Annotated in this window: 26 protein-coding genes; 4 read left to right on the top strand and 22 right to left on the bottom strand. The window is 40.2% G+C overall.

Features of this window, described 5'->3' with window-relative positions:
- Positions 1-4: 4 nt before the first annotated feature.
- From QAP06_RS03230 to QAP06_RS03285, 12 genes are all read right to left on the bottom strand, one after another.
- Entirely contained in the window at positions 5-595 is a 591-nt protein-coding gene (locus tag QAP06_RS03230) for a uracil-DNA glycosylase family protein (protein ID WP_286467444.1), read from the bottom strand.
- Between the two features lie 44 nt (positions 596-639).
- A complete protein-coding gene (aspA, locus tag QAP06_RS03235; protein ID WP_001217495.1) occupies positions 640-2,046 on the bottom strand; it encodes an aspartate ammonia-lyase in 1,407 nt (468 codons plus the stop codon).
- Between the two features lie 57 nt (positions 2,047-2,103).
- Entirely contained in the window at positions 2,104-3,372 is a 1,269-nt protein-coding gene (murA, locus tag QAP06_RS03240; RefSeq protein WP_286466749.1) for a UDP-N-acetylglucosamine 1-carboxyvinyltransferase, read from the bottom strand.
- A 2-nt stretch (positions 3,373-3,374) separates the two neighbouring features.
- A complete protein-coding gene (locus QAP06_RS03245) occupies positions 3,375-3,782 on the bottom strand; it encodes a hypothetical protein (protein ID WP_286466752.1) in 408 nt (135 codons plus the stop codon).
- A gap of 11 nt (positions 3,783-3,793) precedes the next feature.
- A complete protein-coding gene (gene galU / locus QAP06_RS03250; RefSeq protein WP_131129209.1) occupies positions 3,794-4,615 on the bottom strand; it encodes a UTP--glucose-1-phosphate uridylyltransferase GalU in 822 nt (273 codons plus the stop codon).
- Entirely contained in the window at positions 4,612-6,294 is a 1,683-nt protein-coding gene (locus QAP06_RS03255) for a lytic transglycosylase domain-containing protein (RefSeq protein WP_286466764.1), read from the bottom strand. The genes galU and QAP06_RS03255 overlap by 4 nt, the downstream gene beginning before the upstream one ends.
- An 8-nt stretch (positions 6,295-6,302) precedes the next feature.
- Positions 6,303-6,596: a YggT family protein gene (locus QAP06_RS03260; protein ID WP_286466770.1), complete on the bottom strand. Its 294-nt coding sequence runs from the start codon at positions 6,594-6,596 to the stop codon at positions 6,303-6,305.
- Positions 6,593-7,912, bottom strand: a complete 1,320-nt coding sequence (gene gltX / locus QAP06_RS03265) for a glutamate--tRNA ligase (RefSeq protein WP_286466777.1) — start codon at positions 7,910-7,912, stop codon at positions 6,593-6,595. Before gltX ends, QAP06_RS03260 begins: the two co-directional genes overlap by 4 nt.
- Positions 7,913-8,075: 163 nt before the next feature.
- Entirely contained in the window at positions 8,076-8,729 is a 654-nt protein-coding gene (gene frxA, locus QAP06_RS03270) for an NAD(P)H-dependent flavin oxidoreductase FrxA (RefSeq protein WP_286466781.1), read from the bottom strand.
- A gap of 1 nt (position 8,730) precedes the next feature.
- The gene (locus tag QAP06_RS03275; protein ID WP_286466784.1) at positions 8,731-9,588 is read right to left on the bottom strand and encodes an NAD(P)-dependent oxidoreductase; all 858 of its coding nucleotides are present in this window, start codon (positions 9,586-9,588) and stop codon (positions 8,731-8,733) included.
- A gap of 14 nt (positions 9,589-9,602) precedes the next feature.
- Positions 9,603-10,106 carry an SRPBCC family protein gene (locus QAP06_RS03280; RefSeq protein WP_286466790.1) on the bottom strand — a complete coding sequence of 168 codons (504 nt, stop codon included), beginning with the start codon at positions 10,104-10,106 and terminating at the stop codon, positions 9,603-9,605.
- Positions 10,107-10,119: 13 nt separating this feature from the next.
- Positions 10,120-11,328: a CCA tRNA nucleotidyltransferase gene (locus QAP06_RS03285; protein WP_286466795.1), complete on the bottom strand. Its 1,209-nt coding sequence runs from the start codon at positions 11,326-11,328 to the stop codon at positions 10,120-10,122.
- A 62-nt stretch (positions 11,329-11,390) separates the two neighbouring features.
- Here QAP06_RS03285 and queC point away from each other — a divergent pair, with 62 nt between their 5' ends.
- Positions 11,391-12,071 (top strand): 7-cyano-7-deazaguanine synthase QueC, encoded by a 681-nt coding sequence (gene queC, locus QAP06_RS03290; protein WP_286466797.1) that lies wholly within the window; start codon positions 11,391-11,393, stop codon positions 12,069-12,071.
- Positions 12,072-12,113: 42 nt separating this feature from the next.
- On the opposite strand, the gene oipA is transcribed toward queC, so the two are convergent.
- Positions 12,114-13,037 (bottom strand): outer inflammatory protein OipA, encoded by a 924-nt coding sequence (gene oipA, locus QAP06_RS03295; RefSeq protein WP_286466805.1) that lies wholly within the window; start codon positions 13,035-13,037, stop codon positions 12,114-12,116.
- Positions 13,038-13,222: 185 nt separating this feature from the next.
- Between oipA and QAP06_RS03300 the strand changes: the two genes are divergently transcribed.
- Complete coding sequence (locus tag QAP06_RS03300; RefSeq protein ID WP_000554074.1) at positions 13,223-13,675, top strand: hypothetical protein; 453 nt, start codon at positions 13,223-13,225, stop codon at positions 13,673-13,675.
- 86 nt (positions 13,676-13,761) lie between these two features.
- Positions 13,762-14,208: a hypothetical protein gene (locus QAP06_RS03305; protein WP_286466810.1), complete on the top strand. Its 447-nt coding sequence runs from the start codon at positions 13,762-13,764 to the stop codon at positions 14,206-14,208.
- A 4-nt stretch (positions 14,209-14,212) separates the two neighbouring features.
- Here QAP06_RS03305 and hydE read toward each other — a convergent pair whose 3' ends face one another.
- Genes hydE through QAP06_RS03330 form a run of 5 tightly spaced genes read right to left on the bottom strand, consistent with a single transcriptional unit; the run spans position 14,213 to position 19,873 of the window.
- Positions 14,213-15,751, bottom strand: a complete 1,539-nt coding sequence (gene hydE, locus QAP06_RS03310; RefSeq protein WP_286466812.1) for a hydrogenase biosynthesis protein HydE — start codon at positions 15,749-15,751, stop codon at positions 14,213-14,215.
- A gap of 1 nt (position 15,752) precedes the next feature.
- Complete coding sequence (gene hydD / locus QAP06_RS03315) at positions 15,753-16,289, bottom strand: hydrogenase biosynthesis protein HydD (protein ID WP_286466814.1); 537 nt, start codon at positions 16,287-16,289, stop codon at positions 15,753-15,755.
- Positions 16,286-16,960, bottom strand: a complete 675-nt coding sequence (cybH, locus tag QAP06_RS03320) for a Ni/Fe-hydrogenase, b-type cytochrome subunit (RefSeq protein ID WP_286466816.1) — start codon at positions 16,958-16,960, stop codon at positions 16,286-16,288. The genes hydD and cybH overlap by 4 nt, the downstream gene beginning before the upstream one ends.
- 12 nt (positions 16,961-16,972) lie before the next feature.
- A complete protein-coding gene (locus tag QAP06_RS03325) occupies positions 16,973-18,709 on the bottom strand; it encodes a nickel-dependent hydrogenase large subunit (protein WP_286466819.1) in 1,737 nt (578 codons plus the stop codon).
- Between the two features lie 9 nt (positions 18,710-18,718).
- A complete protein-coding gene (locus QAP06_RS03330) occupies positions 18,719-19,873 on the bottom strand; it encodes a hydrogenase 1 small subunit (RefSeq protein ID WP_140473114.1) in 1,155 nt (384 codons plus the stop codon).
- 158 nt (positions 19,874-20,031) lie between these two features.
- On the opposite strand from QAP06_RS03330, the gene mdaB reads away from it, so the two are divergent.
- Entirely contained in the window at positions 20,032-20,616 is a 585-nt protein-coding gene (gene mdaB, locus QAP06_RS03335) for an NADPH:quinone oxidoreductase MdaB (RefSeq protein WP_286466823.1), read from the top strand.
- Positions 20,617-20,665: 49 nt separating this feature from the next.
- Here mdaB and QAP06_RS03340 read toward each other — a convergent pair whose 3' ends face one another.
- The 4 genes from QAP06_RS03340 to ispG all read right to left on the bottom strand — a co-directional run bounded on the left by QAP06_RS03340 (position 20,666) and on the right by ispG (position 26,187).
- Positions 20,666-22,714, bottom strand: a complete 2,049-nt coding sequence (locus QAP06_RS03340; protein ID WP_286466833.1) for a DUF262 domain-containing protein — start codon at positions 22,712-22,714, stop codon at positions 20,666-20,668.
- Between the two features lie 115 nt (positions 22,715-22,829).
- Positions 22,830-23,888 (bottom strand): tetratricopeptide repeat protein, encoded by a 1,059-nt coding sequence (locus QAP06_RS03345; protein WP_140484650.1) that lies wholly within the window; start codon positions 23,886-23,888, stop codon positions 22,830-22,832.
- Between the two features lie 11 nt (positions 23,889-23,899).
- The gene (locus QAP06_RS03350) at positions 23,900-25,105 is read right to left on the bottom strand and encodes a 2,3,4,5-tetrahydropyridine-2,6-carboxylate N-succinyltransferase (protein ID WP_286466848.1); all 1,206 of its coding nucleotides are present in this window, start codon (positions 25,103-25,105) and stop codon (positions 23,900-23,902) included.
- A 2-nt stretch (positions 25,106-25,107) separates the two neighbouring features.
- Positions 25,108-26,187, bottom strand: coding sequence for a flavodoxin-dependent (E)-4-hydroxy-3-methylbut-2-enyl-diphosphate synthase (gene ispG / locus QAP06_RS03355; protein ID WP_286466857.1), 1,080 nt, complete (start codon positions 26,185-26,187; stop codon positions 25,108-25,110).
- Positions 26,188-26,257: the final 70 nt, after the last annotated feature.

Genomic DNA, 26,257 nt, shown 5'->3' on the forward strand with positions numbered 1-26,257 from the left:
TATTTTAAGATTGGTTAAGAAATTGAAGTGCTATCTTAAAATGTGCTAACGCTTCTTTTTTGAGCGTGGGGTTTTTGAGCATGTCCCCTAAAGCATGGGTGCTTAAAAAATGTTTTGTTTTCAAAGAAACGATGCGCCCAAAGGATTCTTCTTTAGAAAGGTTTAAAAGGCGTTTGGGCAAAATCTCGCCAAATACCACAATGACTTTTGAAGCGCTGTTGTCTAATTGCCAGGTTAAATGGAATAAGCATGCGTTGATTTCTTCTTCTAAATTAAGGCTGTTAGAGTCGCATTTAAGGAGCGATAAAATACTGCAATCTTTTAAGGGGTAATTAAAAACTTTTTGGATAATGCTCTCTAACATGACCGCTTTTAAATTGTTTGAGAAATTCAATTGGCTATCCAGCATGGGGGTTAGCGTGATGAAAGTGAGCTTGGAAGTGGGGTTAAAAAGCCCTATCACCGGTTTTGAATTTTGATGGCGTTTGCACAGATTGCAATTTTCTATGCCCTCATAAACTTGTTTGTTAAGAGGCTTATTTTGGGGCTTATTGAGGTTGATATTCGTGTAAGTTTCGCCCAAAAGACGCTCCATATAAAGGGAGCGTAAAGTTTGAAGGCGTGAGAGTTGCAAAGCGTTCAGTCTTTATGCTTTTTGAAAGCGTGAGGGCTTAGCATGTTTTCTGGCTTGAAAATATCATCCAGTTGCTCTTTAGTTAAGATTTTCTTTTCTAAAGCGATGTCATAGATAGAGCGATCGCTTTTTAAGGCTTCTTTAGCGATCATAGCGGATTTTTCATAGCCGATATGAGGGTTTAGCGCAGTAACAATGCCAATGCTGTTAAAGACATAATCGTGGCAAATCTTTTCATTAGCCGTGATGCCTTCCACGCATTTAGTCGTTAAGGTTTCAATCGCGCGCCCTAAAATCACAAAGGAATGGAAAAGCTTGTAAGCGATGACCGGCTCAAACACATTGAGTTGCAATTGCCCTCCTTCTGCGGCTAACGCCACGCTCAAATCATTCCCGATCACCGCAAAGCACACTTGATTGACCACTTCAGGGATCACCGGATTGACTTTACCGGGCATAATAGAGCTACCTGGTTGCATTTTGGGCAAATTGATTTCATTCAGCCCGGCTCTAGGCCCTGAGCTGAGCAACCTGAGATCGTTACAAACCTTAGAAAGTTTGACTGCAATACGCTTTAACACCCCACTCACTTGCACATACGCCCCCGTGCTTTGAGTGGCTTCTATCAAGTTATTAGCCATGACAAAGGGGCGACCCGTTACTTCTTGGATTTTCTTTTCAATCAAACTGCGATAATCCGGGTGCGAATTGATCCCTGTGCCAATAGCCGTGCCGCCTAAATTAAGCTCTCTTACCCAATTCCTAGCGTCTAAAACCTGCTCAATATCCCTATCAACCATCAAAGCATAAGTTTCAAACTCTTGACCTAAAGTCATAGGCACAGCGTCTTGAAGTTGGGTGCGCCCCATTTTAATCACATGGGAAAATTCCTTAGCTTTTTGAGCGAAAGCGTCCCTTAAAGCCTTCATGGGAGCGACTAAATTGCTCAAGCGCTCATAAATAGCGATTTTTAACGCGCTAGGATAAGCGTCATTAGTGGATTGAGAGCGGTTGACATGGTCGTTTGGGTGGCAAAATTGATACTCGCCCTTTTTATGCCCCATGTATTCTAAAGCCAAATTAGCAATCACTTCATTCATGTTCATGTTCGTGCTTGTGCCAGCCCCCCCTTGAACCATATCCACAATGAATTGATCATGGTATTTGCCGTCAATGAGCAAATCGCACGCATGGCAAATCGCAATTTTAAGCTTTTCATCAATCAAGCCTAATTGCGCGTTAGCTAAAGCAGCCGCTTTTTTGACTTGAGCAAAAGATTTGATAAAAACAGGATAACTGCAAAGCTTGTCGTTGGTGATGAAAAAATTTTCACTCGCTCTTAAAGTTTGAATCCCGTAATAAACTTCATCGCTAATTTCCATTTGCCCAATGAAATCATGCTCAATACGCATAAAAGCTCCTTATGTAATAATTGAAAAATATTCTAGCTATTGTAACCAAATATTGAGTTATTTTTCTTTTAAGCGCGCAACTTTTGCCCCTAAGGCGTTGATTTTATCCTCTAATCTCTCATAACCCCTATCCAAGTGGTAAATCCTATGCACCCTACTCACGCCATTAGCCACTAAAGCGGCTAAAATGAGAGCCGAAGAAGCCCTTAAATCGGTCGCCATCACATCGCTTCCGGTAAGTTCTGTGGATCCGCTAATGGTAGCAACATTCGTTTTTAGGCTGATATTAGCCCCCAAGCGTTGCAGTTCGCTTGCATGCATGAAGCGGTTTTCAAAAAGCGTTTCTTCAATCACGCTCGTCCCCAAACACTGCGTGGCTAATGCCATGAATTGTGCTTGCATGTCTGTGGGAAAGCCCGGGTATTCTTTCGTGGTGATTTCAAAGGCCTGGCGTTTTTTGGCCGGATAAATTTCTATAGAATTTTCTTGAATGTCTAGCGGAAAACCAATTTCTATGAGCTTATCGGTGATCGCTTGAAGATGGTTAGGGATGATACGATGGATTTTAAGCTGGCTGTTAGTGATAGCCCCCACGCATAAATAAGTGCCTGCTTCAATCCTATCGGGTATGATTTGAATGTCTTTTAAATTCAAAGCGTCATTTTCTACCCCCCTAATCTTTAGCTCGCTGCTGCCAACGTCCTCAATTTCTACCCCTCCACTCTGTAAAAACGCACACAATTGAGCGATTTCTGGCTCTTTAGCAGCGTTAATGATGCGCGTGATCCCTTTAGCTAAGCTTGCTGCCATGAGGGCGTTTTCTGTGCCTGTAACGCTGATTTTATCAAATAAAATATCATTCCCTTTCAAGCCTTTAGGGGCTTTTGCATGGATATAGCCTTGCTCAATTTTGATTTCAGCCCCTAATTGTTGCATCGCTTTTAAGTGTAAATCCACAGGCCTGGCTCCTATAGCGCACCCACCGGGCAAACTCACCAAACATTCTTTAAAACGCGCTAATAGTGGGCCTAAAACCAAAATGGAAGCGCGCATCTTGCGCACCAAATCGTAAGTGGCTTCGGTGTGGCGCAGGGATTTGGCGCTGAGTTGGAGCGTGTTAGGATCAAGCCATTCTAATTCTGCGCCTAAATTTTGCAACAATAACGCCATCGCCTTTATATCCACCACTTGGGGCAAAGATTTGATTTTGACTTCTTGTCGGCTTAAAAGCGTGGCGGCTAAAATGGGGAGCGCGGAGTTTTTCGCCCCAGAAATTTCTACCCCCCCTTTTAAAGGGACTTGTCCTACAATCTCTAAAAAATCCAATTCTATCCTTTTTCTTTTTTATTCTTAAGGGCTAAGCCGGTAGCGTTAGCGATTTTTTGCACATAATTAGGGTTAGCGTTTTCTAATTCTTGCCCAAAATTAATAGCGTCTTCTAATTCAAAAAATTCTGAAGCGACTAAATTTTGGAGCGTTTCTAGCCACAGAGTTTCTTTGTCTTTGGGGCAAATTTTAAAACGCTCATTGAAGCTGTTTTTAAGTTTTTCTAAGGCTTGTGCGCTTTTAAGGTTTTTGATTTGTGCGCTCAAATTTTCTAAAGAAAGGCTTTTATTAGGAATATTTTGCTTTAAAGGGGGGCGAAAAAATCTCCAAGCAAGCCCCATTAATAACACAGGTAGCAAGCATACAAAGAGGATCAAATACATGTAAGCGTAATAAGTCAAATTGCCCATGTTGATAAGATTTATAAGCGTTTTTTATAATAAGCGTTACTCGCTTCAATATAGCCTTCCACGCTCCCGCAATCGTATCGTTTGCCTTTGAATTGGTAAGCGATGATCCGTTTTCTTTTGGCTTGAGTGCGTAAGGCGTCTGTGATTTGGATTTCATTGTTTTTACCCGGTTTCGTCTCGCTTAAAATTTCAAAAATATCCGGGGTTAAAATGTAGCGCCCTATCACGGCTAGATTGCTTGGGGCGTCTTCTTGGCTTGGTTTTTCCACCATGTCTTTAATCTCATACACCCCCTCTTCTAACCATTCGCCCCTAATCACGCCGTATCTTGAAACTTCTTCTAGTGCCACTTCTTCAATGGCTACAATGGAGCATTGGTATTTTTGATACAATGAAATCATTTGCTTTAGCACGCTTGGATAATCATGGCTTATGCACAAGTCATCGGCTAAAATCACCGCAAAAGGCTCATTGCCTATGAGGGCTTCTCCGGTTAAAATCGCATGCCCTAAGCCTTTCATTTGCTTTTGGCGCACATAGGAAAAACAGCATTTTTCTATAATGTTACGAATGCTTTTTAGAGCGTTTTCTTTGTTGGTGCCTTGGATTTGATGCTCTATTTCATAGCTCGTGTCAAAATAATCTTCTAAGCTTCGTTTATTCCTACCCGTAACGATCGCCATCACTTCACAGCCCGCTTCCATCGCTTCTTCCACAGCGTATTGGATTAAAGGCTTATCCACAATGGGCAGCATTTCTTTAGGAATGGTTTTAGTGATCGGCAAAAAGCGCGTGCCGTAGCCCGCGGCAGGAAAAAGGCATTTTTTAATCATGGTTTGTCCTTTGAGTTAAGAGTTTGTTCTAAAAATCCATCAATAGGGATGAAATTCCCAAAAATTTCTTGATAAATCAAGTAATTGAGCATGACTCTAAAGCCATACATGCGAGTCTCGCTATAAGGCATAAGCTCCATGCTAAGCCATGGCTCAAAATGATTTTTTTCTTTAAATCGTTTGGAGCTTTCTAGCCACCTCCTTAAAAACCCAGGCCCAGCGTTGTAGGCGTAGGCGACAAAAAGGGGGTGGTTGAATTCTTTTTTCAAATGGTTCAAGTAATAATTACCAAATTTAAGAGCGATATTGGGGTTAAACATGTCGTTTAGATCAACATTATCCATGCCAAGGCTTTTAGCGAAAGGCCCCACATTAAAGGGCATGATTTGCATAAGCCCCAGAGCGAACGAGCGCGAAATGACTGCCGGGAGCAAGAAACTTTCTTGCCTAGCGATCGCATACGCCATAGCCTTTTCATCAACATTTTGCCATTCAATAATGCCTTCATAAGGGGATAAATAATAATAAATCTTGTCTTTATTGCGTTGGCTTAAAAGATAGGTCAATTCAGGAGCGCTTTTTTCATAATACAAGCTTTTTAGCATCGCATTAAACGCATCTTCGCCTTTCAAACTCAAGGTTTTTTCCTTAAAAATTTGCCACGAAAAAGGGTCATAAGTGTTAAAAGGAGGGTCTTCTTGGCTTAAATTCTGGATGTGAGAAATGATGCGATAACTGGGCGTGGTCTGGAGTTTGCGGCTCGCATAAAGACTATAGAGGTTTAAGGCAGGGCTTTGTGAAAGGCGTTCCAAAGTTTTTTTCTTTTTAGAGACTAGATACTGCCAAAAGATCGCTCTGTCTTTTGAAAAATCATCGTCTTTGACCACCGCTTCTGAGCGTTCAAAATACTTGAGCGCTTTAGAGGGTTTTTTGCGCAAGATTTCGTTAATCCCTAGGATAAAAAAGGTTTGCACGTTGCTGTGGGTAGCGTTAGTTTTAGTGAGAGCGTCTTTAAAATGATCCAATTTAGGATCTAAAATAACCTGATAGATTAAGCGGTTAAACGCCGGATAATCTTCATCTAAAAGGCGGTTTAACTCTTTAATAGGGATATGTTTTTCAAAAATTTGGAGCTTTTTTTCATAACTCAAATGATTGAAAAGCGTGCTAAACACTTGCGCATTAGCCTTAAATAAAGAAGTGCTCACATTCTTACTTTGCAAAATTTCTAATTCTTCATAAAGAACGGGGTAAGCCTCTTTGATTTTAATTTGTAAGGGCTTAAGGGTTTGAGGGGGGATTTTATCAAAATCTCTGATTTTTGATTTTAAAGCGATAGCGATACAGCTTGCTTGGAAAGTGTCTGTTCCTTCTAGCATGCTTTCTAAAGCTATTTGCTTGCAATAAATGTCTTCAGGCAATTTAACATCAGGGCTTTTTTCTGGATTGTATGAGCCTTTTTCTTGCATGGCCTTTTGCAGAGCGTTGTTTTTATTTTGAGTCAATTCATAGGCTTTTTTAGCGTTTTCTAAAGTGGTTTTTTTATCGCTAATATAACGCCATAAATAATAATCCCTAACGATCCCGGCGGGCTTTTTTTCTAAATCTTTTAAATTGAACTCGGTTTGAGAAAAACCAACGCCAAGCATACCGATAAAAAATAAAATAAAAAAACGCATGATTTTCTTTAAAAACTTTTGGCGAGCACAAAAAGCCATTGGATGAGGGTTAAATCTAAAAATTTCAAAACAATGACCACCACTAAAGGAGCGAAATCCAACCCGTTAAACACAAGCTTGAATTTAGAGCGTAAAAAATAAAACACCGGCTCACACAAGCGAGCGAGGATTTGCATGATGGGGTTATTGGGGTTAGGCTGCACGAAGCTGATAAGCGAATAAATGATCACCACCCACATATAAATCGTAATGAGCGAGCTTAAAATCACCGCTATCGCATTAACAAGGGTAGAAAAAATCATGCTTTGAGCCTTAAAACTTCTTGATAGTGGCTTTGGATATAGGGGAAAATCAAAGGCAATTCAACGCCATGCGAGTTCCCGGTCAAAAGAATGCGCAAAGGTTTGAAAAAATCCTTACCCTTAAGCTGGCTCAATCGCATGGCTTCTTTTTTAAAACTTTCAAAATCCTTATACGCTTGAAAATCCATGCTTTTTAGGGCGTTAAAAAGCGCTAAACAACGCTCTTTAAAATCTTCATTCTCATAAGTTTTAGTAATATCTTTTGGCTCTAAAAACAACGAAATTTTTTCTTTCAATTCTAAAAGCGTGCCGCATTCTTCTATAAACAATCTTAAAAGCCCTAAGAGGTTTTTATCTTTTATTGAAGTGAGTTCTAATAACTTTTCATCGTCTAAAAGCTTTAAATGCTCGTGGTTTAAGTGTTTTAAATATTTTAAATTAAAATGAGCTGGGGAACTGGAAAGATTTTCTAAATCAAACCACTCTATCGCTTCATCAAGGCTAAAAACTTCCTTAGGCACTTTATTGCCGATAGTGATGAGATAATTCACGATCGCAACCGGTAAAAACCCTTGATTCAAAAGCCATTTCACGCTAGACGCTTCGTCTCTTTTGCTCATCTTTTTACCGCTTGTTTCATCTAAAATAATGGGCAAATGTGCATAAACAATCGGATCGTTTGAGCCTAAAGCTTGCTGGATTAAAATTTGTTTAGGGGTGTTGCTCACATGATCTTCGCCTCTAATGATCAGACTGATTTCATAGAGCAAATCATCGCATGCGCAAGCGAAATTATAAGTAGGGCTTTTATCCTTTCTCAAAAGCACAAAAGAATCCAATTCATCAGATTCAAATTCCACTTCTTTTTTAATCACATCATTGAAAGACACCGCATGATTTGGGGCTTTTAAACGCACCACAGGGGCATGGCACTTGTCTTTTTCTAAAGCCGCCCACTCGTCTAAATACCTGAAAGGGCGTTTTTCATTCTTGGCTTTTTCTTTTTCTCTTTCTAAAAACTCCGCGCTCACATAACAATAAAACGCTTTATTTTCTTTCAGTAATTTTTCTGCCATTTCTTGGTGGTAATTCAAGTTATGGCTTTGATACACGAGTTTGTCCCAGCTTACCCCCATAAGCTTTAAAATCTCTAAAATCTCTTGGTCTTTGCCTTCAATGTTGCGCTCTTTGTCCGTGTCTTCAATGCGAATGAGAAAGGGTTTGTGTTGCTGTTTGGCCACAATGTAATTGAAAATGGCTGCCCTTAAATTCCCTATGTGCATATCCCCTGTAGGCGAAGGCGCAAAACGAAGCATAAAAACCCTTTATTTAAAAATAGTTTTTGATTATACCTAAAGAATACTTAATTGTGTTGTGGTAGTTCTGTTTTATCAAACATGAATAGGCATTATTCAAGAGATTAGTGCTTGGCCAACGCCAAGCTCTTTATGGTTGGTTATCAAAAAGCTAAAAGCGTTTTTATTCAATCACTTCATAAATAACTTCTGTCTTCCAGCGGGTTTTAGGGGTGATTTCTTGGTTGCGATAACCAAAACAAGCCATTACTGACACGCCAAATTCCGCCGTGTTCAGATAGCCTTTTTCCTCTAAATAAGCCTCCACTTTTTCTTGATCATACCCTTCAATCGGGCAAGAATCAATCCCTAACATGGCCGCTGCCATCATCATGTTCGCCATTTGGATATAAGTCTGCTTGCTAGCCCAATCAAACAAAGATCGTTCGCTATTGAGTTTAAAATCGTTCTCTTGGAAATTTTTGATGATTTGAGCGAACCTGGAATTAGTGTCATAATCCCTTTTTTTAACCTCATGCATCACTTTCTTAACGTAATCGCTGTCATAAGTAACGCCCTTTCGCGCAAGATAAATGACAAAATGGCTCGCTCCCTCTAAACCAAAAAGCGCCCCCCAGACCATCGGTTTTAAATCTTCTTTCATGCGTTCATTTTTCAATAAAAGCATTTTCCATGGTTCAAACCCGATTGAAGAAGGGGCTAATCTCCCCACTTCAACCAAAGCTTCCCAATCCTTTTGGGAAATACGACGATTAGGATCGTATTTTTTTGCAGCAAATCGTTGGTGCTGTAAAGCAATCACTTGTTCTCTGTCCATTTTAATGTTCTCCTTTTTCTAAATAATGATAAACGGCTGCCATATCCATTTCGCCTAAACCGGATTTTTCCGCTTGAGAATAAAGTTCTTGTGCCTTGAATAAGAATGGCAACTTTATCGTCTCTCCTGCTTCATTGTTAGCTAAACGAATGTCTTTGAGCATGAGTTTCAAGCTGAAAGCGGCCGGATAGCTATCTTGTAGCCACATGCCTTTTTTAGCTTGAAAGAGAGGCGAATTCATGCCAGATTGGCCAATAATTTGCAAAAATGACTCTGCATCAACCCCTAAATGTTTGGCTAATAGCAAAGCTTCTGAATAAGCAACCCCCATTTGAGCCAAAAGGCTATTAATGGATAGTTTAGCTCCTGTCCCTTGACCAACTTTTCCTAAATAAAAGGTTTGACTCCCCAAATGTGCAAAAATAGGTTTGAGTTGAGCAACCACTTCTTTTTCACCTGCCGCTAAAATCAATAAAGCCCCAGCTTTAGCCGCACCAACTGATCCCGAAACAGGCGCTTCAAGGTAAGTTACTTGATGCTTTTGAGCGGTTTTTTCTAAAGATAAGCTCTCCAAAGGAGCGATGGTGCTCATATTCACCACGATTTTTTCAGACATCTGTTCCCAAAATTCTGGCACTAAAACAGCATCAATCGCCGTTTTATCCGAAAGCATGGTAAAAATCAGATCAACCTTAGCGGCTAAATCTATAGGGTTAGTATAAACCGCTACGCCCTTTTCTTTTAAGGGGGCTGCTTTGCTCTCTGTTCGGTTATAAACCGACACTTCTAAATTTGCATCGTACAAACGAGTCGCCATAGGAGTCCCCATAGCCCCTAGTCCAATCCATCCGATTTTCATTCAATCCTCACTTATTAGCGTGAATACGCCACTAAACCATCTAACCAAGCTTGATGGTCATTTAGCATCGCATTAGGCACAGATTTCGCTAAAGCTTTAGCAGGGACTCCCGATTGGCTTTCTTGGGTTAGAATACGCACACGATCATTATCTAATTTTTCAACAATCCATGCGTGATAGACTTCAAGATACTCATCGCCTTTAGCTTCATTCCAACCTCTCCAAGCCAAACGCAGTATGGTGTCTTTCAATTCAAACTCTTCCACCTGTGCCTCCACTAAAAAGCCAAAAGTTTCAAAACGGAAACGAGTCTTGTCTTTAAGAATGGTATTGTCTTGATTATGCATGTGGACATTCCCTGAATTTTTGTAATACTTTTCCCAACAAGACGCGTCTCTTAAATGCTGCACCACTTTATTAAAATCCAAACCTTTGACAATGACTTCATTGGACACAAAATTATCAGTCTCTCCTGGTATCCATTTTTCAGGCCATTGAATCGCATTCATCGTTATCATGTTTTCTCTGTTTTTAATTTTTTCTGCCTATTGACGAATGATTTATAGCATCATTAGGTAAATAATGATCTTTAACCCATTTTATCAGCCCTTCTAAAGCGTTGTTTTTAGGGTGAGCGATGACTAAATTTAGGCATGCGTTTAAAATTTCGCCGATTTTTTGGTGTTGGTAACCCAAGCTTTGAAGCGCGCCGCCCTTAAGGGCCAAGTGTTCTTTTTTAAAAGGCTCGTTAGCGTTCAATATTTCTTTTAACAAGCCTTTAATTTTTAAAGCGTGTTTGGGGTTTTTGAGCGCATAAAAATCTAAAGCCAAATTAAAAGGCTCTGAATCGTAGTTTTTCAATAAAAATTTTAGCTCTGTTTTGTTATGAATATTTAAAAAAGCTTTATGGCATTCTTTAGCTTGAGTAAATAAAACACATGTTTTTTTAGGGTAGCGTAAATTTTCTAAACTTTTTTGATGTTTAAAAAACCCTAACAATCTTAATTCCAGATTGAAAGGCGCGTTTTTTAAAAACCCTAAATTTTCTATTTTTTCTTGAATAACCAACTCCAAAATTTCTTGATATTCTTTGGCCACTTCATAGGCGTTTTTCCCCATAAGAAGCTTATTCAATTCGCTTTGTAAGCGCTCTTTGGAGAGGTGTTTTAACAAATCCTTACACGCAAAAACCGCTTCTTTAGTGCTTGGCGCTATCTTAAAGCCTAAAGTTGCGCTAAATCGCAACGCTCTTAAAATCCTTAAAGCGTCTTCAAAAAACCTTAATCGCGCTTTCCCCACGCATTCAATTATTTGATTTTCAATCGCATTCTGCCCTTTAAAAGGATCAATCAGCCCTTTTGTAGGGCTATAAGCGATCGCATTCATGCTAAAATCGCGCCGCTTTAAATCGTCTGTCAAATGAGCGCTAAAAACCAATTCTTTAGGCTTTCGGTGTTTGATATGCCCTTTTTCAATTCTAAAGGTTGTAATTTCATAGCTTTGATCGTTTTTAAGAGCCGTGATCGTGCCATGTTTGATACCGGTTTCTAGCACCCTAAAATGGTGCTTTAAAAGAAGCTCTTTACTTTCATTGGCTAAAGCGTTTGAGGTCAAATCGTAATCTTTTGGGGTAATGCCCATCAAACAATCGCGCACGCACCCCCCTACCAAGTAAAGCTCATAGGGGGATTTTTCATAAATGTCAAACAATTCTTTTAATTCTGTATTTAACTCAAACACGCTTTTTACTCTTAAAATTTCTTTGTGTTATTATATCTTTTTAGAATTTTTAAGGGATTTTGATGGAACAAGAAATTTGCATAATCAGTTTTAGCGGTGGGCAAGACAGCACCACTTTAGCCGTATGGGCGAAAAAGCGTTTTAAAAAAGTCTGTTTAGTGGGGTTTGATTACGCGCAAAAACACTCTGTGGAATTAGAATGTGCTCAAAAAATCGCTTCTCTTTTACAACTCCCTTATGAAATTATCCCATTAGATTTTTTAGAAAATATCACCCATTCCGCGCTTTTTAAAAACTCTAACGATTTAATAGGGCATTCGCATGCGCAAAATAAAGATTTACCCAACTCTTTTGTGCCTAATCGTAACGCCATTTTTATCACCCTTTTGCATTCTTACGCGCAAAAACTAGGGGCTAGTAACATCGCTTTAGGGGTTTCGCAAGCGGATTTTAGCGGTTATCCGGATTGTAAAGAAGATTTCATTAAAAGCATCGAGCATGCGCTCAATTTAGGATCAAACACGGCGATTAAAATCCTAACGCCTTTAATGTTTTTGAATAAAGCGCAAGAATTTCAAATGGCTAAAGATTTAGGGGCTTTAGATTTAGTCATCAAAGAAACGCACACATGCTATCAAGGAGAGCGAAAGATTTTGCACGCTTATGGTTATGGCTGCGATAAATGCCCGGCATGCCAATTGAGAAAAAAAGGCTATGAAGAGTTCGAATCTAAGAAAAAATAAGGTTTTTTAAAAAACCAACTAAAGAGCATTAAAAAGCGTGTTTTAATGTTTGTTTCTAAAGTTATACGTATAGTTAAGATAAACGCTCACCACTCTTTTATAATCCAATTTATCCCCATAATTATCGCTATAGTAATTGACTTTAAAGGCTGGCACTTTAACCCCTAATTCCACGCTAGAACCCCCAAGATAGTTTTCATCACCATAGCGATCAATATCGTATTCATCATTATTCCAACGAACGCCAAATTTTCCTTGCAACTGAAAAATCGTGCGGCTCTTGACTTGATTGAAAGGGGTGAGATTATTGCTCGCAAACCAAGTGCTACCCCCTAGTTCCATGCCAATCACAAGCCCTGAAGATTTTCTAAATACATGCCTTGATGCTTTTTTTAATGTATTAGCGTCTAGCGTTCTGCCGGTCATGTCTTTGTAAAATATAGAGAGCCCTTTTACCCTTCGTTCAACGTATTCTTGGGACGCTCGCTTATCGTTAGTCCAATTAATGAGCAAATCCGTATTGAAACCATAGGGTAAAAAAACGATCAAACCGCTGCCAGGAACAGAACCAACGCCACCAAGTTGGTAACCGAAAAAAAGAGAGTGCCTAAACCCTATAATCCTTTTTTTACCCAAAAAATATTTATACCCAAAGCTGAGCTCATTGAAAAGACCGCCCGATCCACCATTTCCTGCGAATCGGTTAGCGATTTTTGTTGAATCTTTCACTTTATTTAAGGCGTTTTTTGCATCTCTTATGGCTTTTGTGTTTTGTTGGGGGAATAATGAATTCTTTGCGTTATTGATCGCTTCATTTAAAGCGTTTTCTGCTGAAGCTTTTTCGCCGATGCTACCTTGTCCTTTAATATAGCTTCCTTCTAGAAAATTTAAACCTAAATAAAACCCGTTCCTTTCAGCGTGGAGCCAAAACGAGAGAGAGAGAGTTAGTAAGAGAGCTTTTTTCATGGTTTTTCTTTGGTTTAAGATTTGATATTATGACTAGGTATTTTATCATAAAAATAAGGTTTTAGTGGTTGGGTTTTAATGAAAAACACAATTAAAATAATAAAATAGCCACGAAACCACTGCTTAATGAATATTAAATTAAAAACATGTTAATCTTTAGTTATTTTTAAAATTTAGGAAATCCCATGCATCAAAACAACAAAACTTTTTTACCCAACCAATCCGCTCACCTCTCTAAAATCATTCTTTTTTTAAACACTGGCTTTTTAGCCTATCTGTTAAGCGCTTGTGGGGCGAATGTGCCCATAGAAGAAGTGCTAGTGAAAGATCCCAAAGAGACTAAAGCCCAAGAAGTCGCCAGAGAAGAAAGCGCCATCCAGCAAGAAAACGCCACTATTGATGCACACACCACGCCTTTAATCAATCGTTTCACTAATTATAACGCTTATGGCTCTTTAAACGGCTTTTACAATTCAGTGGATAATCTCAATTCGCCCATGCAAAACGGAATGTATGGAGGCTATTACATGCCTTATTATTACATGCCCTATGGTTTCATGCCTTATGGGTCAGGTCTTATGCCTTATGGGCCTTATGGGTATGGAGCGCCTGGATACTTCCCTTACGCTTTTTATTGATTGAGTGGCTTTAGCGAGCGTGGTTGGTGTTTTTACTCAAACGCGCTTGTGTTTTCTAATGGTTATTTCTAACATGCTAGGGTGGTGTGATGGAAAAAGACTATATAAGAGGAGATTTTATGCGTATAGTTAAAAATTTATTTCTTGTATCGTTTGTGGCTTATAGTGGTGCGTTCGCAGTGGATTTAGAAACCAAAACTAAAAGCGAAAAAAAAAGCGATAAGAAGTTTTACAAACTCCATAAAAACCATGGGTTAGAAACCGAGACTAAAAACGACAAAAAGCTTTATGATTTCACTAAAAACAGCGCTTTAGAAGGCATAAATTTAGAAAAAAGCCCTACCTTTAAAAGCCACAAAAAAAGCGATAAAAAGTTTTACAAACAACTCGCTAAAAACAATATCGCCGAAGGGGTGAGCATGCCGGTTGTTAATTTCAATAAAGCTCTGTCTTTTGGGCCTTATTTTGAAAGGACTAAAAGCAAAAAAACCCAATACATGGACGGCGGGTTAATGATACATATCCGCTTTTAAGCCCTTATTCATAATCCAAAAACGCATGCGTTTTAAGGGTTAGGGTTTTGGGGAAATATTGCACAAACAAATCCAAAAACACTTTTTCGCCAAAGAAATCCCCAGCGATCGTTACTTCTTGGACGCTAAAATTCTGCGCATTATCCCAAATGAAATTCCCTAAAAACTCCGCTAAAGAATCCAAAATCCCCAAACTCAAGATTTCATTTTCCACGCCTGCGAGCCTGAAACTCATCGCGCTGTGCATGACTTTTGAAAAGTTTAAGGCCATTTTAAAAGAATCGTCTTTAAGGATTTTATAATCAATCCTAGGGCCTTTAGGGCGTAAGCATTCTTTAGCCAAAGAAATAACGCTTTGTGTGCAAAAATCCTCGCTATAACCCAAAACAAACCCTAAAATTTGAAAAAAATCCAATAAATTCGCGCCCCCTAGCTGGTATTTAGAAAGCTCTAAAAGGCGCGCGTAAAAATTAGGGAATTTAGTGGCGTAGTTTTGTAGCATTCTAGAGGCTTTTTCATCTTGTTTGAGGAGGTTAAACGATTGGTTGAAATCAAAACTAACGCTTAAAAGCGTTTTTAAAGAGCCATTAGCATGCAATAACAACCTTGTAGGGCGCTTGAAACTGAGATACAAAACGATAGAATGTGGCGTTTCTTTTAAAAACTCTAGCTCATCTTTAAAAGCAATGGCAGAAAGATTGTTTTCTAGCACGAATTTTTTAGTGGGCGTGATCAAGCGCTTAGGGGTTCTAAAAAGCGTTTCATAATATAAAAGCGCTTCTTGTGGGTTATTCGCATGGATAAAAACAAATTCTATCCCCTCATCTTGTAAAATATGGCACAATAAATTCAATATGGGGTCATAGGGTAGTTGGGCTATGATTTCATCGTTTTTAAAAGTGTCCTTAAACACGCTTTTTAATGGGGCTTTGATGGAGGGTTTTTCCAAACTGGCCAAATATTTAGCGTCTTCTAGAGGCAATTTAGTGCAAGTCAAAACGCTAGAAAGATCGCTAAAAATAACGCTTGGAGAGGGATTTTTTAAAGAAAGGGATAATGCCCCCCTAGAAGTATGGATAGGGATAAAATCTTGTGTTTTGAGCATGCCTTTTAATTGGGTTAAGCAATCTATAAGCTCTTTAGGGCTATGAATTATAGTCCCCTTAAAAGCGGTGTTTTTGACAAAACCCAACGCATTGGCATACAGAGATGCATTTTTGTCTAAAAAATCTTGATGCTCTTTAGCGTTCATAAAAAAGGGCTTTGAAAGGCTTGTTGTTTGGAAAAGATTTTCATCTAAAGGCTCTGTGATTTCCTTTAAAGACAAAAAGCTAAAATCTAAAGAAAAGGGCAGAATTTCGCTGAGTTTTTGCGCGAACTCTAAAGTGGTTTCAGCGCTCGCTTGGAGGTAAAAAGAAGCCGTATTATCCTTATAAACGCTATAAAAACGCGCTTGCAAATTGAACGCCATTTTTTCTAAAAGGGGCGTAAAATTCAGGCTTGTTTCTTCATTAACGCATTTAAAAAGAAAAACAAACACCAATTCAAAAACCCTTATAAGAGAGTTCAGCGATACAATCTAAGGCGATATGATCGGTGCGTTGCATTTGAACCCCCCATGCGTTGAGTCGGATTTCTATGGCTTTTAAGGCTGTTTCTAAAGCGTTTAAAATTTCGTTTGAAAGCTTGAAAGTGGTCTCGTTCCCTATCACAAAAGGCACAAGCCCCACGATAAAAGTTTTAGGCAAATCCCCTAAAAACTCCGTGAGCCTTAAAGTGTGTAGCATTTCCACTTCATGCGCGCTCCCAGCCCATGTGATTTCTTTAGGAGCGTCCTTAAAATCAAAGGCATAGACTGATCCTATCTCAACGCCTTTAGCGCTCACGCAATCTAAAATCAAAACCTTTTCATACGAAGTGATTAAAGGAATGAGTTGCTGAGCCATAGTCCCCCCATCCACAATATCCACGCTAGGGAAAAAAGAAAAATTCTTTTTAAGGTAGTGGGCTAGATGCACCCCAATCCCTTCATCGCCAAAAAGGATATTGCCAATACCTAGAATCAGGATTTTTTCACTCATTCTTTGGTATAACCATAGCCATTAATCATAGAATCCGCCCCCGAACTATCATACCTGATAGAATGGAAAAACACCATATAAACATGCACAGGGACAAATAAGATAAACCCCCAAGTCGCTAAGTGGTGGATAAAACGCACGTTCGCTAACCCCCCACAAAGCGTTTCAAACCACTTAAAAGTGCTTCCTAAAAACGCTCCAAGCCCCGCATGATAGACATTATAATACAGCACTATCCCGCTCAAACTCATCAATACGATCAAAACAACCAAAGTGAAATAAGCCACGAGTTGGATAGGGTTATACAATCCTTTAGTGTGGGGTTTTCCGCTGATAAGAAAATACGCTTTCATTTGATCGATCCAGGCTTTTGGGCTTAAAAGTTGGCTGAAACTCCTGCGTTCTATCAGGCTTTCTTTAGTGAAAAAAAGATAGGTTCTAAAGATTAATGCGCTAATGAGCAAAAACCCAAACATGACATGAAAAGAGCGCACATAAGCTTGTAAAAGATACACCCCTTTATAAAAGCTAGAATTAGGCTGCAAAAAAGGGTAAGCGATGTAAAACCCTGTAGCGATTAAAGTAAAAATACTCAAAGCCCTAACCCAATGGAAAAAGCGCACAAAACCGGAATATTCTTTGTGTAAAACGACCTTATTCATTTTATCCATGCGTAACCCTTTTTAGAATTTAGCGAAATTAGGCTCTACTTTAAACTCGTTTAAAGACTGCCCCTTAAAATCCATCACATGCACTGAGCATGCGATGCATGGGTCAAAAGAATGGATAGTCCTAATGATTTCTAAAGGCTGGGTTAAATCAGCGATTTTAGTGCCAATCAAGCTCATTTCATAAGCCCCCCTTTGATTTTGAGAATCTCTAGGCCCCGCATTCCAAGTAGAAGGCACCACCGCTTGATAGTTTTCCACCACGCCGTTTTTAATACGCACCCAATGGCTTAGCATGCCCCTTGGCACTTGACCAATGTAGCGCCCTTTATATTCTTGATTTTTATCAATGTGATAAGGAGCGCAAGTGCTCTGATCGCTTTTTAGATTTTCCACTAGTGCATCAAACGCCAAAAGGCCATTATCAGCGATCGTTTTAGCTTCAATACACCTTGCAGCCGTTCGCCCAAGCGTTGAAAACAACGCCTCCAAAGGCAGTTTAGTGTCTTTTAAAAACTTCGTAGCCACTTCAGTAACATAAGGGTTTTTCGCCGCTAAACCTACCACTACGGAACTTAAAGGGCCTACTTCCATGGGTTTACTATCGTATCTGGGCGATTTGATCCAAGAATATTTATTTTTAGTGTCAAGCACTTTAGCAGGGATTATTTTATTTTCAATCCCCACGCTCTCGCCGTCTTTTAAACCGGTATAATGCGGGTTCGTTTGCCCGTCATAAGGGTGGAGTTGCACCTCTTTAGTGTCTTCGTATTGATACCAAGAATGCGTAACTTCTTCTTTAATCAAACTCTCATCAATGGGGTGTAATTTAGAAATATCCCCATCAAGCACCACCCCGCTACTCAAAAGGTATTTATCCCTCCCGAGTAACACTTCTTCATAAGCGATAAAATTCCTTAAGCCACAACCTTTAATAACGGATGGTTCGTTAGCGAACATTTCGCCTGCCATCACCAAATCAGGGTAGTAGGCATGGTTGATAAAATTGGCCACCACTTCAAACTTGCTCTTCCATTCAGCCAATCTCGTCGGATCCAATATATCCATAACGCTCGTAACACCCCCCACCGTTAGGCTTTGTGGGTGAGGCTGTTTGGCCCCAAAAATAGCGGTCATTTTCGCCGCTTCCCTTTGGACTTCTAAAAGCTTGAGGTAATGGCTTAAGACGATTAAATTTTGTTCTGGACTTAAACGATAGGTTTTATGCCCGTAATAGCCGTTATTAAAAGGCCCCAAAGATCCGCTTTTAGCGAAATCGCTCAAGCGTTTTTGAACCGCCTTTAATTCACCGGCACCGGTATTAATGGGATAAGGGCTGTATTTGAAAGAAAGTTTTGCCGCTTGAATGGGATCGGCTTTTAAAGCGCTCATAATATCGCACCAATCAAGCCCATGCAAAGTATAGAAATGCACCACATGGTCATGAAAAAGCAACGCCATGTTCATCAAAGATCGCACCAATTGCGCGTTTAATGGGGGGGTGATGCCTAGAGCGTTTTCTACCGCAGTGATACCAGCCTTATAATGCGAATAAGTGCATACCCCGCAAATCCTTTGAGCGATAAAGCCTGCATCTCGTGGGTCTCTGCCCTTAATGATCGTCTCTAGCCCCCTAAAAAGCGTAGAAGAAGAAAACGCATCGGTGATCACATTATCATCATCTACGATCACTTCAATCCTTAAATGCCCCTCAATCCTGGTGATAGGATCGACTACGATTTTTTTTGACATGTTAATCCCTTACTCTTTGTTTTTGATCGCTTTAGAAAGGAGCGCATGCGCGGCAATGCCAATAGCGGTTGCACTGAGTAAAGTCGTGCCGACTTTATCGGCTACTTTATCAGCCCCTAAGCCGTCAAAGGCGGTTTTAATGGAGCGATTCGCCAAAGGCTCTTCAAAAGGACTCATCGTATCCCAAAAATTAGGCTCAGAACACCCTATGCACCCATGCCCTGCGCCTATGGGCCAAGAAGTGTGTGAATTGAAGCGGAGTTTGGAGCAATTGTTGAAAGTGTAAGGCCCTTTACAGCCCATTTTATATAAACAAAAGCCCCTTTTAGCGTTTTCATCGCCAAAATGCTCCACAAACTCGCCCGCATCAAAATGCCCTCGCCTTTCGCACAAATCATGGATCCTGTTCCCATAAGCCCAAGAGGGGCGGTTATACGCATCCAATTTAGGGAGAGCCCCAAACATCAAGTAATAAAGCACATTGCCCACGATATTTTTTTCACTAGGCGGGCAACCGGGAACATTGATCACGGGTTTATCAATGATTTTATGCAAGGGTTGCGCGTTAGAGGGGTTAGGGTAAGCCGCTTGCACGCCCCCAAAACTTGAGCATGTGCCTATGGCAAAAATAGCGGCTGCGTGTTGGGCGGCTTTCCTGCACTCTTCAGCCCCCGTTTCAGCGTTTGGGCCTTGAGTGAGAAAGTATTCTGTGCCTTGGGGGATACCGCCTTCTACCATTAAAATGTAATTGTTTTTATGCTTTTCTATGGCGTCATGCAAGCTTTTTTCAGCTTGAAAACCGCTCGCTACCATAATGGTTTCGTGGTATTCTAGGTTGATGTAATCAAAGATAATGCTATCAATGGTGGGGTCTGCGCTCCTTAACAAACTTTCGCTACAGCCGGTGCATTCTGCCATGTGCAACCAAATCACGGGCAATCTGTTAGCCACTTCTAGCGCCTTCAAAGTCAAGGGAGTAAAACTGGCCGGCAAGGCTAACGCTGTGCTCATCATGCCCGCCCACTTCAATAAATCACGCCTAGAAATGCCCGCCCCCTTAAACTCATCTTGCAAGTTTTTATGCTCGTTATGAGCGTTAAACGAACTGATTATACCAAGGCGTTCTTCAATCTTTTGATAGGTCTTTTTTTCATCGTAGAACATTGCCACTCCTTAATGGAAATTTTCATTATCTTAACATAATAAAAATAATGTAGTGGCAATTGATTGTTTTTTAGTTTTTATTGAGATTGAGGGAATTTCTTTAATATTAAGTTTCATTTGGATAGAATTTCCCCCTATTTTATTAAAAAAGGAACAAAATGAAAAAAGTACTCATCATTAACGGGGCCAAAGCGTTCGGGAGCTCTGGAGGGAAACTCAATGAAACCTTGACTGATCATGCAAAAAAGACTCTAGAATCTTTGGGGCTAGAAGTGGATACAACAATCGTGGATAAGGGCTATAATCATAGCCAAGAGGTGGAAAAGATCGTTAGCGCTGATGCGACGATTTGGCAAATGCCTGGCTGGTGGATGGGAGAGCCTTGGATTGTGAAAAAATACATTGATGAAGTCTTTAGCGCAGGGTATGGGAAGCTTTATGCTAGCGATGGCAGGAGTTCGCAAAACCCCACTAAAAACTACGGGAAAGGAGGCTTGATGCAAGGCAAAAAATACATGTTGAGCTTGACTTGGAACGCTCCCATTGAAGCCTTTAGTGATCCTAATGAATTTTTTGAAGGGGTGGGTGTGGATGTTGTGTATTTGCATTTGCATAAAGCGTTCCAATTTTTAGGGCTTTCAGCACTGCCCACTTTTATTTGCAACGATGTGGTGAAAAACCCCCAAGTAGAGCAGTATCTTAATTCCCTCACCACGCATTTGCACCAAGCTTTTGGCAAGTGATTTTAAAATAAGGGTTTTTTAACCCCCCCCATTTCTTTGGGGGGCTTGTTTATCCCACAATAAAGTCTCTGGGATTAAGCTCACAGCCTAAGATAAGATCCCTAAGATTACTGCCCACCGTTTGATAACTCGCATTGCTCACAAAGTAGAATCCGTATTTTTCAAAAGGCACAACAAGAGTGCCATCTCTATCCCTTAATTGCGCTTTTGCTTTATCCCAACAAATATATCTTGGCTCTTCATCTGTGTAGCTTTCAAAGGCTTCTATGGCGTTTTCTAGCAAGTAGTCTATGACAGCGCTAGCCAATTCCTTAGCGTTTTTTACTATTTTCCTTTCATGATTGGGGAGCTTAACGCTTTGAAGATTATGGGAAGTTAAGTCATCATCAAGGGTTTTACTGATCTCTCTGGTGCGGTATTCTTTGGGCAAATCTTTAAACAATGCCACTTGACAAAATTGATCCGCTAAATATTCGCTCCTATTCTTCACTTCCTCTATCCCCCAAGAATGGGTGTTATTAATGAAATAGTCGTTTAAATGCAAGGAGCTGTATTCTTCCATGAGCCTTATTTTTTCCTCGTAAGATTTGTTACTAAGCTTTTGATTTTGCCCTGATAAGGTCAGATTCCCAAAATTATTGAGGTAGTCTTGCTCAAAAGTGAAATAGTCCCCTACCCTATCGCGCCATTCTTGTGTGGGGGTTTTGGGGTAGAAATGCTCCACTTCTAAATTCTCTTCTTTGGGCGGTTCGGCGTTACTTAATTTTTCTATCTCAAGCAGGATGAATTTGCACGCTTGATTTGCTGAATAAGCGTTACGCACAGCAAACGCCGCTTTAATTTTATCATCATTAGGGAACGTCGCTTGACCAACGCTCTTGCCCAAATACCGCTTGAGTGCATCGGCTGAAACATTTTCCCCTAGCTGTCTGTATAAAGGATAAAGAACTTTGTTAAGTGCACCGGTAGGATCTCCGCACACGCTCCTGCGCACGAAGTAGCTGGTAAGGATTTGCAAAATTTCGCAGAAGTTTTCATAATCCAATTTACCCTCTTCAAAATCTCTGGCGCAACGCAAAATAAAAGGCTTTGCCACGCCAAATTTGATTTTTACAAGATCTTTAATGCGCAGGCGTAAATTCGCTAACTGTTGCGGGTCTCCACGATGTAAAAAATAATGATCTCTGTCTAAAAAGATTTGATAGATTCTGCCATATTCACGCATATCGCTCATAAGACCTTGTATATTATCAGGGAAATTTTCTCTGTGGTGGGATTTTAGCGTATAATACACTTCACGCTCTCCCTCTTTTACTTTATCTTCAAAATAGATCCTGAGATAGGTTTTGATAAAATCATTCAAATCTCTTTCACCAAGCCAATTTTCTAAAGGAACCCAATAAGTATCATAGAGATGTTTCTGTCTGTCAGAATTTTCTCCCATCATCAGATAGTTGCGGATGAGATCCAGCCCTTTTAATTGCACGCCTGTAGCGTTGATGCTTTCAAACACCACTTGCGGATCGTCTTCGCCCAACTCTAAACCTATGGCTACGATTTTAAGCCGCAAAAACGCCCCATAGATCTCTTCTATGCGATACCCTTTGCTGATATAATATTCAAGCTCTTTGGTTAAAAATTTATAATTATTCCTAATGTGTGATACGCCTTGTAGTTCATGCGATCGATTTTGCATGACTAAATCAAAGGCTTCTTTGTCGCTTTTAATGGGCTTGAGACGCAACCTTTGTCCCGAAAGATTGAGTAGATTACCAATCTCTTTTTTTATCCCTTCATTTTGTATCTTTGTCTCTATGGCTTTGAGCAAAAGCATGATGGTAGTAACCCTTTGCTGCCCGTCAATGATGACAAATTCTTGCAGTTGCCTTAAGCTCTTTTCATCATCAATCAAACGCAAAACATAAGTGATAGAACCCATGAAATGCGTTTTCTTATTTTGAGAAATACTGACAATATCTTGCAGTAATTTTTCACAATTTTCTTCTTCCCAAGTGTAGTTCCTCTGGTATACAGGGATAGAAAATATCGTGCTTGTTAAGGCAAAAAAGTCGTTAATGGTGCTTTGTGTCGCTTTCATCGCTTTTCCTTTTTAAATAAGATTAAAATCACACCTAGTATTAAATCAAAAAAAAGAGCTTAAATTTTTGAAAAAACCGCAATTTGTGGCTCAATTTATGAAGAAATGGCTATTACTAAGGCATCTCATAAGAATGATACGGCATGAACAAGCGCCCGTAATTAGGATTCACGCGCAATAAATGCTCTTTGAAATTCCCGTAATTACGGCAGCTTGACTCAAAACCATTATCGCATGCATACGAGAATAAATCCAAAGCCCTTTGATCGTCTTGAGGCACGCCTAAGCCCTTTTGATACAGCACGCCTAAATTGTTACAGCTCCCCAAAATCCCCCCATCGCATGCCATTTGAAAATATTTTGCCGCGTAGTGGTTATTCAAAGGAGCCCCTAAATCCCCATTCGCATAGATCCAGCCTAAATTCGCGCACCCCATCATATCCCCAGCGTTACACGCCAAATAATTCAAATCCACTTGACTGAGCGTGGCCTTATCAATGCCATAAATATTATTCACATTAGACATCAAGCCCAGATTATAACACCCCATATCATTCCCATTATCGCATGAAAATTTATAATAACCCATCGCTTTGTAATAATCTTTTGGGACCCCACTCCCGTTAGCGAACATCCACCCCAAATTATTGCATGCGATCATGTCCCCCCCTTGACAAGCCACCGCATACAATTGCAAAGCGTTTTCTTTATCGTTCGTATCCGCATTTTTCTTGTTTTCATACATTTGAGCCAAGTTCGCGCAAGCGGTCGCATCGCCCCCACTGCAACCCATTTCATAATAGCGAGCGGCTTTTAATCTGTTTGTTTGAATCCCTACCCCATTAGCATACATCGCCCCCACTGCAAAACACCCGGCCGCATTACCATTATCGCACGATTGGGAAAAAAGCTTAAAAGCCCCTTGATAATCGCCCTTTTTAGCCAATTCAATACCGGCAGAAAGCTCGGTTTGAGCGTTTTCAGGCGATCCTAATTTGTCTAACAGATTAGAATTATCGTTTTTAGGGGTGATCTGGGTGTTAGGGTTTGGCACACCCTTAGCGTTAGCGGGGTTTAATTCAGGGGGCGTGTTTTTTTGGGCTTGATTATTTTCTTCAGCACCGCTAAGCTGTAAAACTAAAAAAACAAGCAATAACAAACTTTTTTTGAGCATTCTTTTAATCCTTAATGCAGGTTTTGATTCAACTCAATTTTTTTCACGCTCCTAAAAGCAATCAGCTTACCATTTTGGCTATTGGAACGAAAATGCACGCCATTTTTTCCGGAAAGCTCTTTGCCTTTGTAAAGATTATTGGCATGTTTTTCTAAATCGCTATTCACTTCTGAAAGCTTTTTAAACTCATTTTCTTCAATTTCTATCACGCTCCCGGCTAATATGGCAATGCCTGCATCCACAATACAGCCATCGCCTAGACTAATTCCAGTAACGCTATTAGCCCCTAGCAAACAATTTTTCCCGATGCTAATGGGGTTGTTATTCCCTCCGCTTAAAACGCCTAAAACGCTCGCTCCCCCACCAATATCAGTGCCCGCTCCAACCACCACTGATGAAGAAATACGCCCCTCATTCATGCACACTCCCATAGCCCCTGCGTTAAAATTCACATAACTAGCCCCGGGCATTTGGGTATAACCACCGGTCCCTAAATACGCCCCAAAACGCGTTTTTGAGCTATCCAATAAGCGGATATTATCAAATTCAGGGATTAATTGCATCAAATAGCGTGGGAATTTATCTATGAAATCAATGCTAGGGAAATGGCCTCGCATTTTTAAAGCCACTTCGTTCATTCTGAGCCATTCTAATTCATAAGGCTTATTACCGCTCCAAGCTGCATTAGAAAGCTGGTTAAAAATGCCCTCTAAATTCAAACTCCTTAAAGGGGATTTACCCAAAGAGAGCGCTAAAAGTTTCATATACACGCTCTCCACGCTCTCGCAAGGCTTATCTTCAAACAAGATCACCAAGCGATAAAGAGACTCCCCATCGCTATTTTTCAAACGATTTTCTTCTAAAGCCTTTAAAAGTTCTAAAACCACTTGGATGTTTTTATGAGCCATTTTATTAGAATAAGCTTCATTCAAAAAGGGCGTATAAAAATCCAACGCTTTTAACACAAAACTTTCATCAATCTCAATAACGCACTCGCTCGCGCTTTCTTTTAGGATTTTTTCTTTAGAAAGCGAGTTACAAAACACCGCATAAGAGCCTAAATTTTCATCTTTCCAGTTCAAAACGGGGTAAGTGGTGCATAAAATCTTTTTGGAAATAGGGGCAATATCCACTCTGGCAATGCCAAAGCCTAAAGGCTCTCTATAACAACTGGATTGCTGGTAGTTGCTCACAAAATTTTTAAACTTATTGATCATGCCTAATCCTTTAAACTTTTTTCTCTTTCTTTAGCCAAATTTTCCACTTCTATCACAAAAGTTTCAAACAAATCCTTTTCAGCCAGTTTGTGAATGACTTTACCCTCTTTAATGATCAAACCGCTGCGATTCCCAAAAGCGATCGCCATGTCTGCATGCTTGGCTTCACCTAAAGCGTTCACCACACAACCCATCACGCTGATGTCTAAAGGGGTTTTAATGTGGCTTAGGCGTTTTTCTACCCTGCTCGCCATATCCACTAAATTGGCTTCAATGCGCCCGCAAGTGGGGCAAGAAATCCAATTAATCCCCTCTTTCAAGCGCCCGCTATGGCGTAAAATCGCTCTAGCCACTTTGATTTCATTTTCTAATTCCCCTGTGATGGATACGCGCATCGTATCCCCAATGCCCTCCATTAAAAGCCCCCCTAAAGCCATGGCGGATTTGATACTAGAACTGAAAAGATTACCCGCTTCAGTAACCCCCAAATGGAAAGGATAGATCACAAGAGGGCGTAACATTCTATAAGCTTCTATGGTGCGCATCACATCGCTCGCTTTTAAAGAAATCTTAAAATTAGTGAAATCCAAATCTTCTAAAAGTTTGGCGTTATACAAAGCGCTTTCTACCATGCCTTTTGGGGTGGGTCCGTATTTTTGATCAAACTGCTTTTCTAAACTCCCGGCATTCACGCCAATTCTTATAGGAATGTTTCTTTCTTTGCAAGCACCAACCACCGCTTTGATTTTGTCTTTAGAGCCGATGTTTCCGGGGTTAATCCTGATCGCATCCACGCTTTGAGCGGCAATGAGAGCGAATTTATAATGGAAATGAATATCAGCGATTAAAGGCAAAGAGGACACTTTTTTCAATTCTTTTAAGGCTAGGGCGTCCTTTTCATTACTCACCGCCACCCTCACCAAATCAGCCCCGGCGAGTTTGAGTCTGTCAATTTGATTTTTAGTGCTTTCAATATCAGCGGTTTTACTAAAGGTCATGCTTTGCGTGCTTATGGGAGCATCACCCCCTATGGCCACGCCACCGATAAAAATTTGCTTGGTCTTAACTCTATTTTCCAGCATCAAACCTCTTCATCAGTTAAATTCTCACTCGCTATTATACTCTTTCTTAATGGTTTCATACCATAACGCT

It is taken from the genome of Helicobacter pylori, assembly GCF_030323545.1.
GTDB lineage: Bacteria > Campylobacterota > Campylobacteria > Campylobacterales > Helicobacteraceae > Helicobacter > Helicobacter pylori_CO.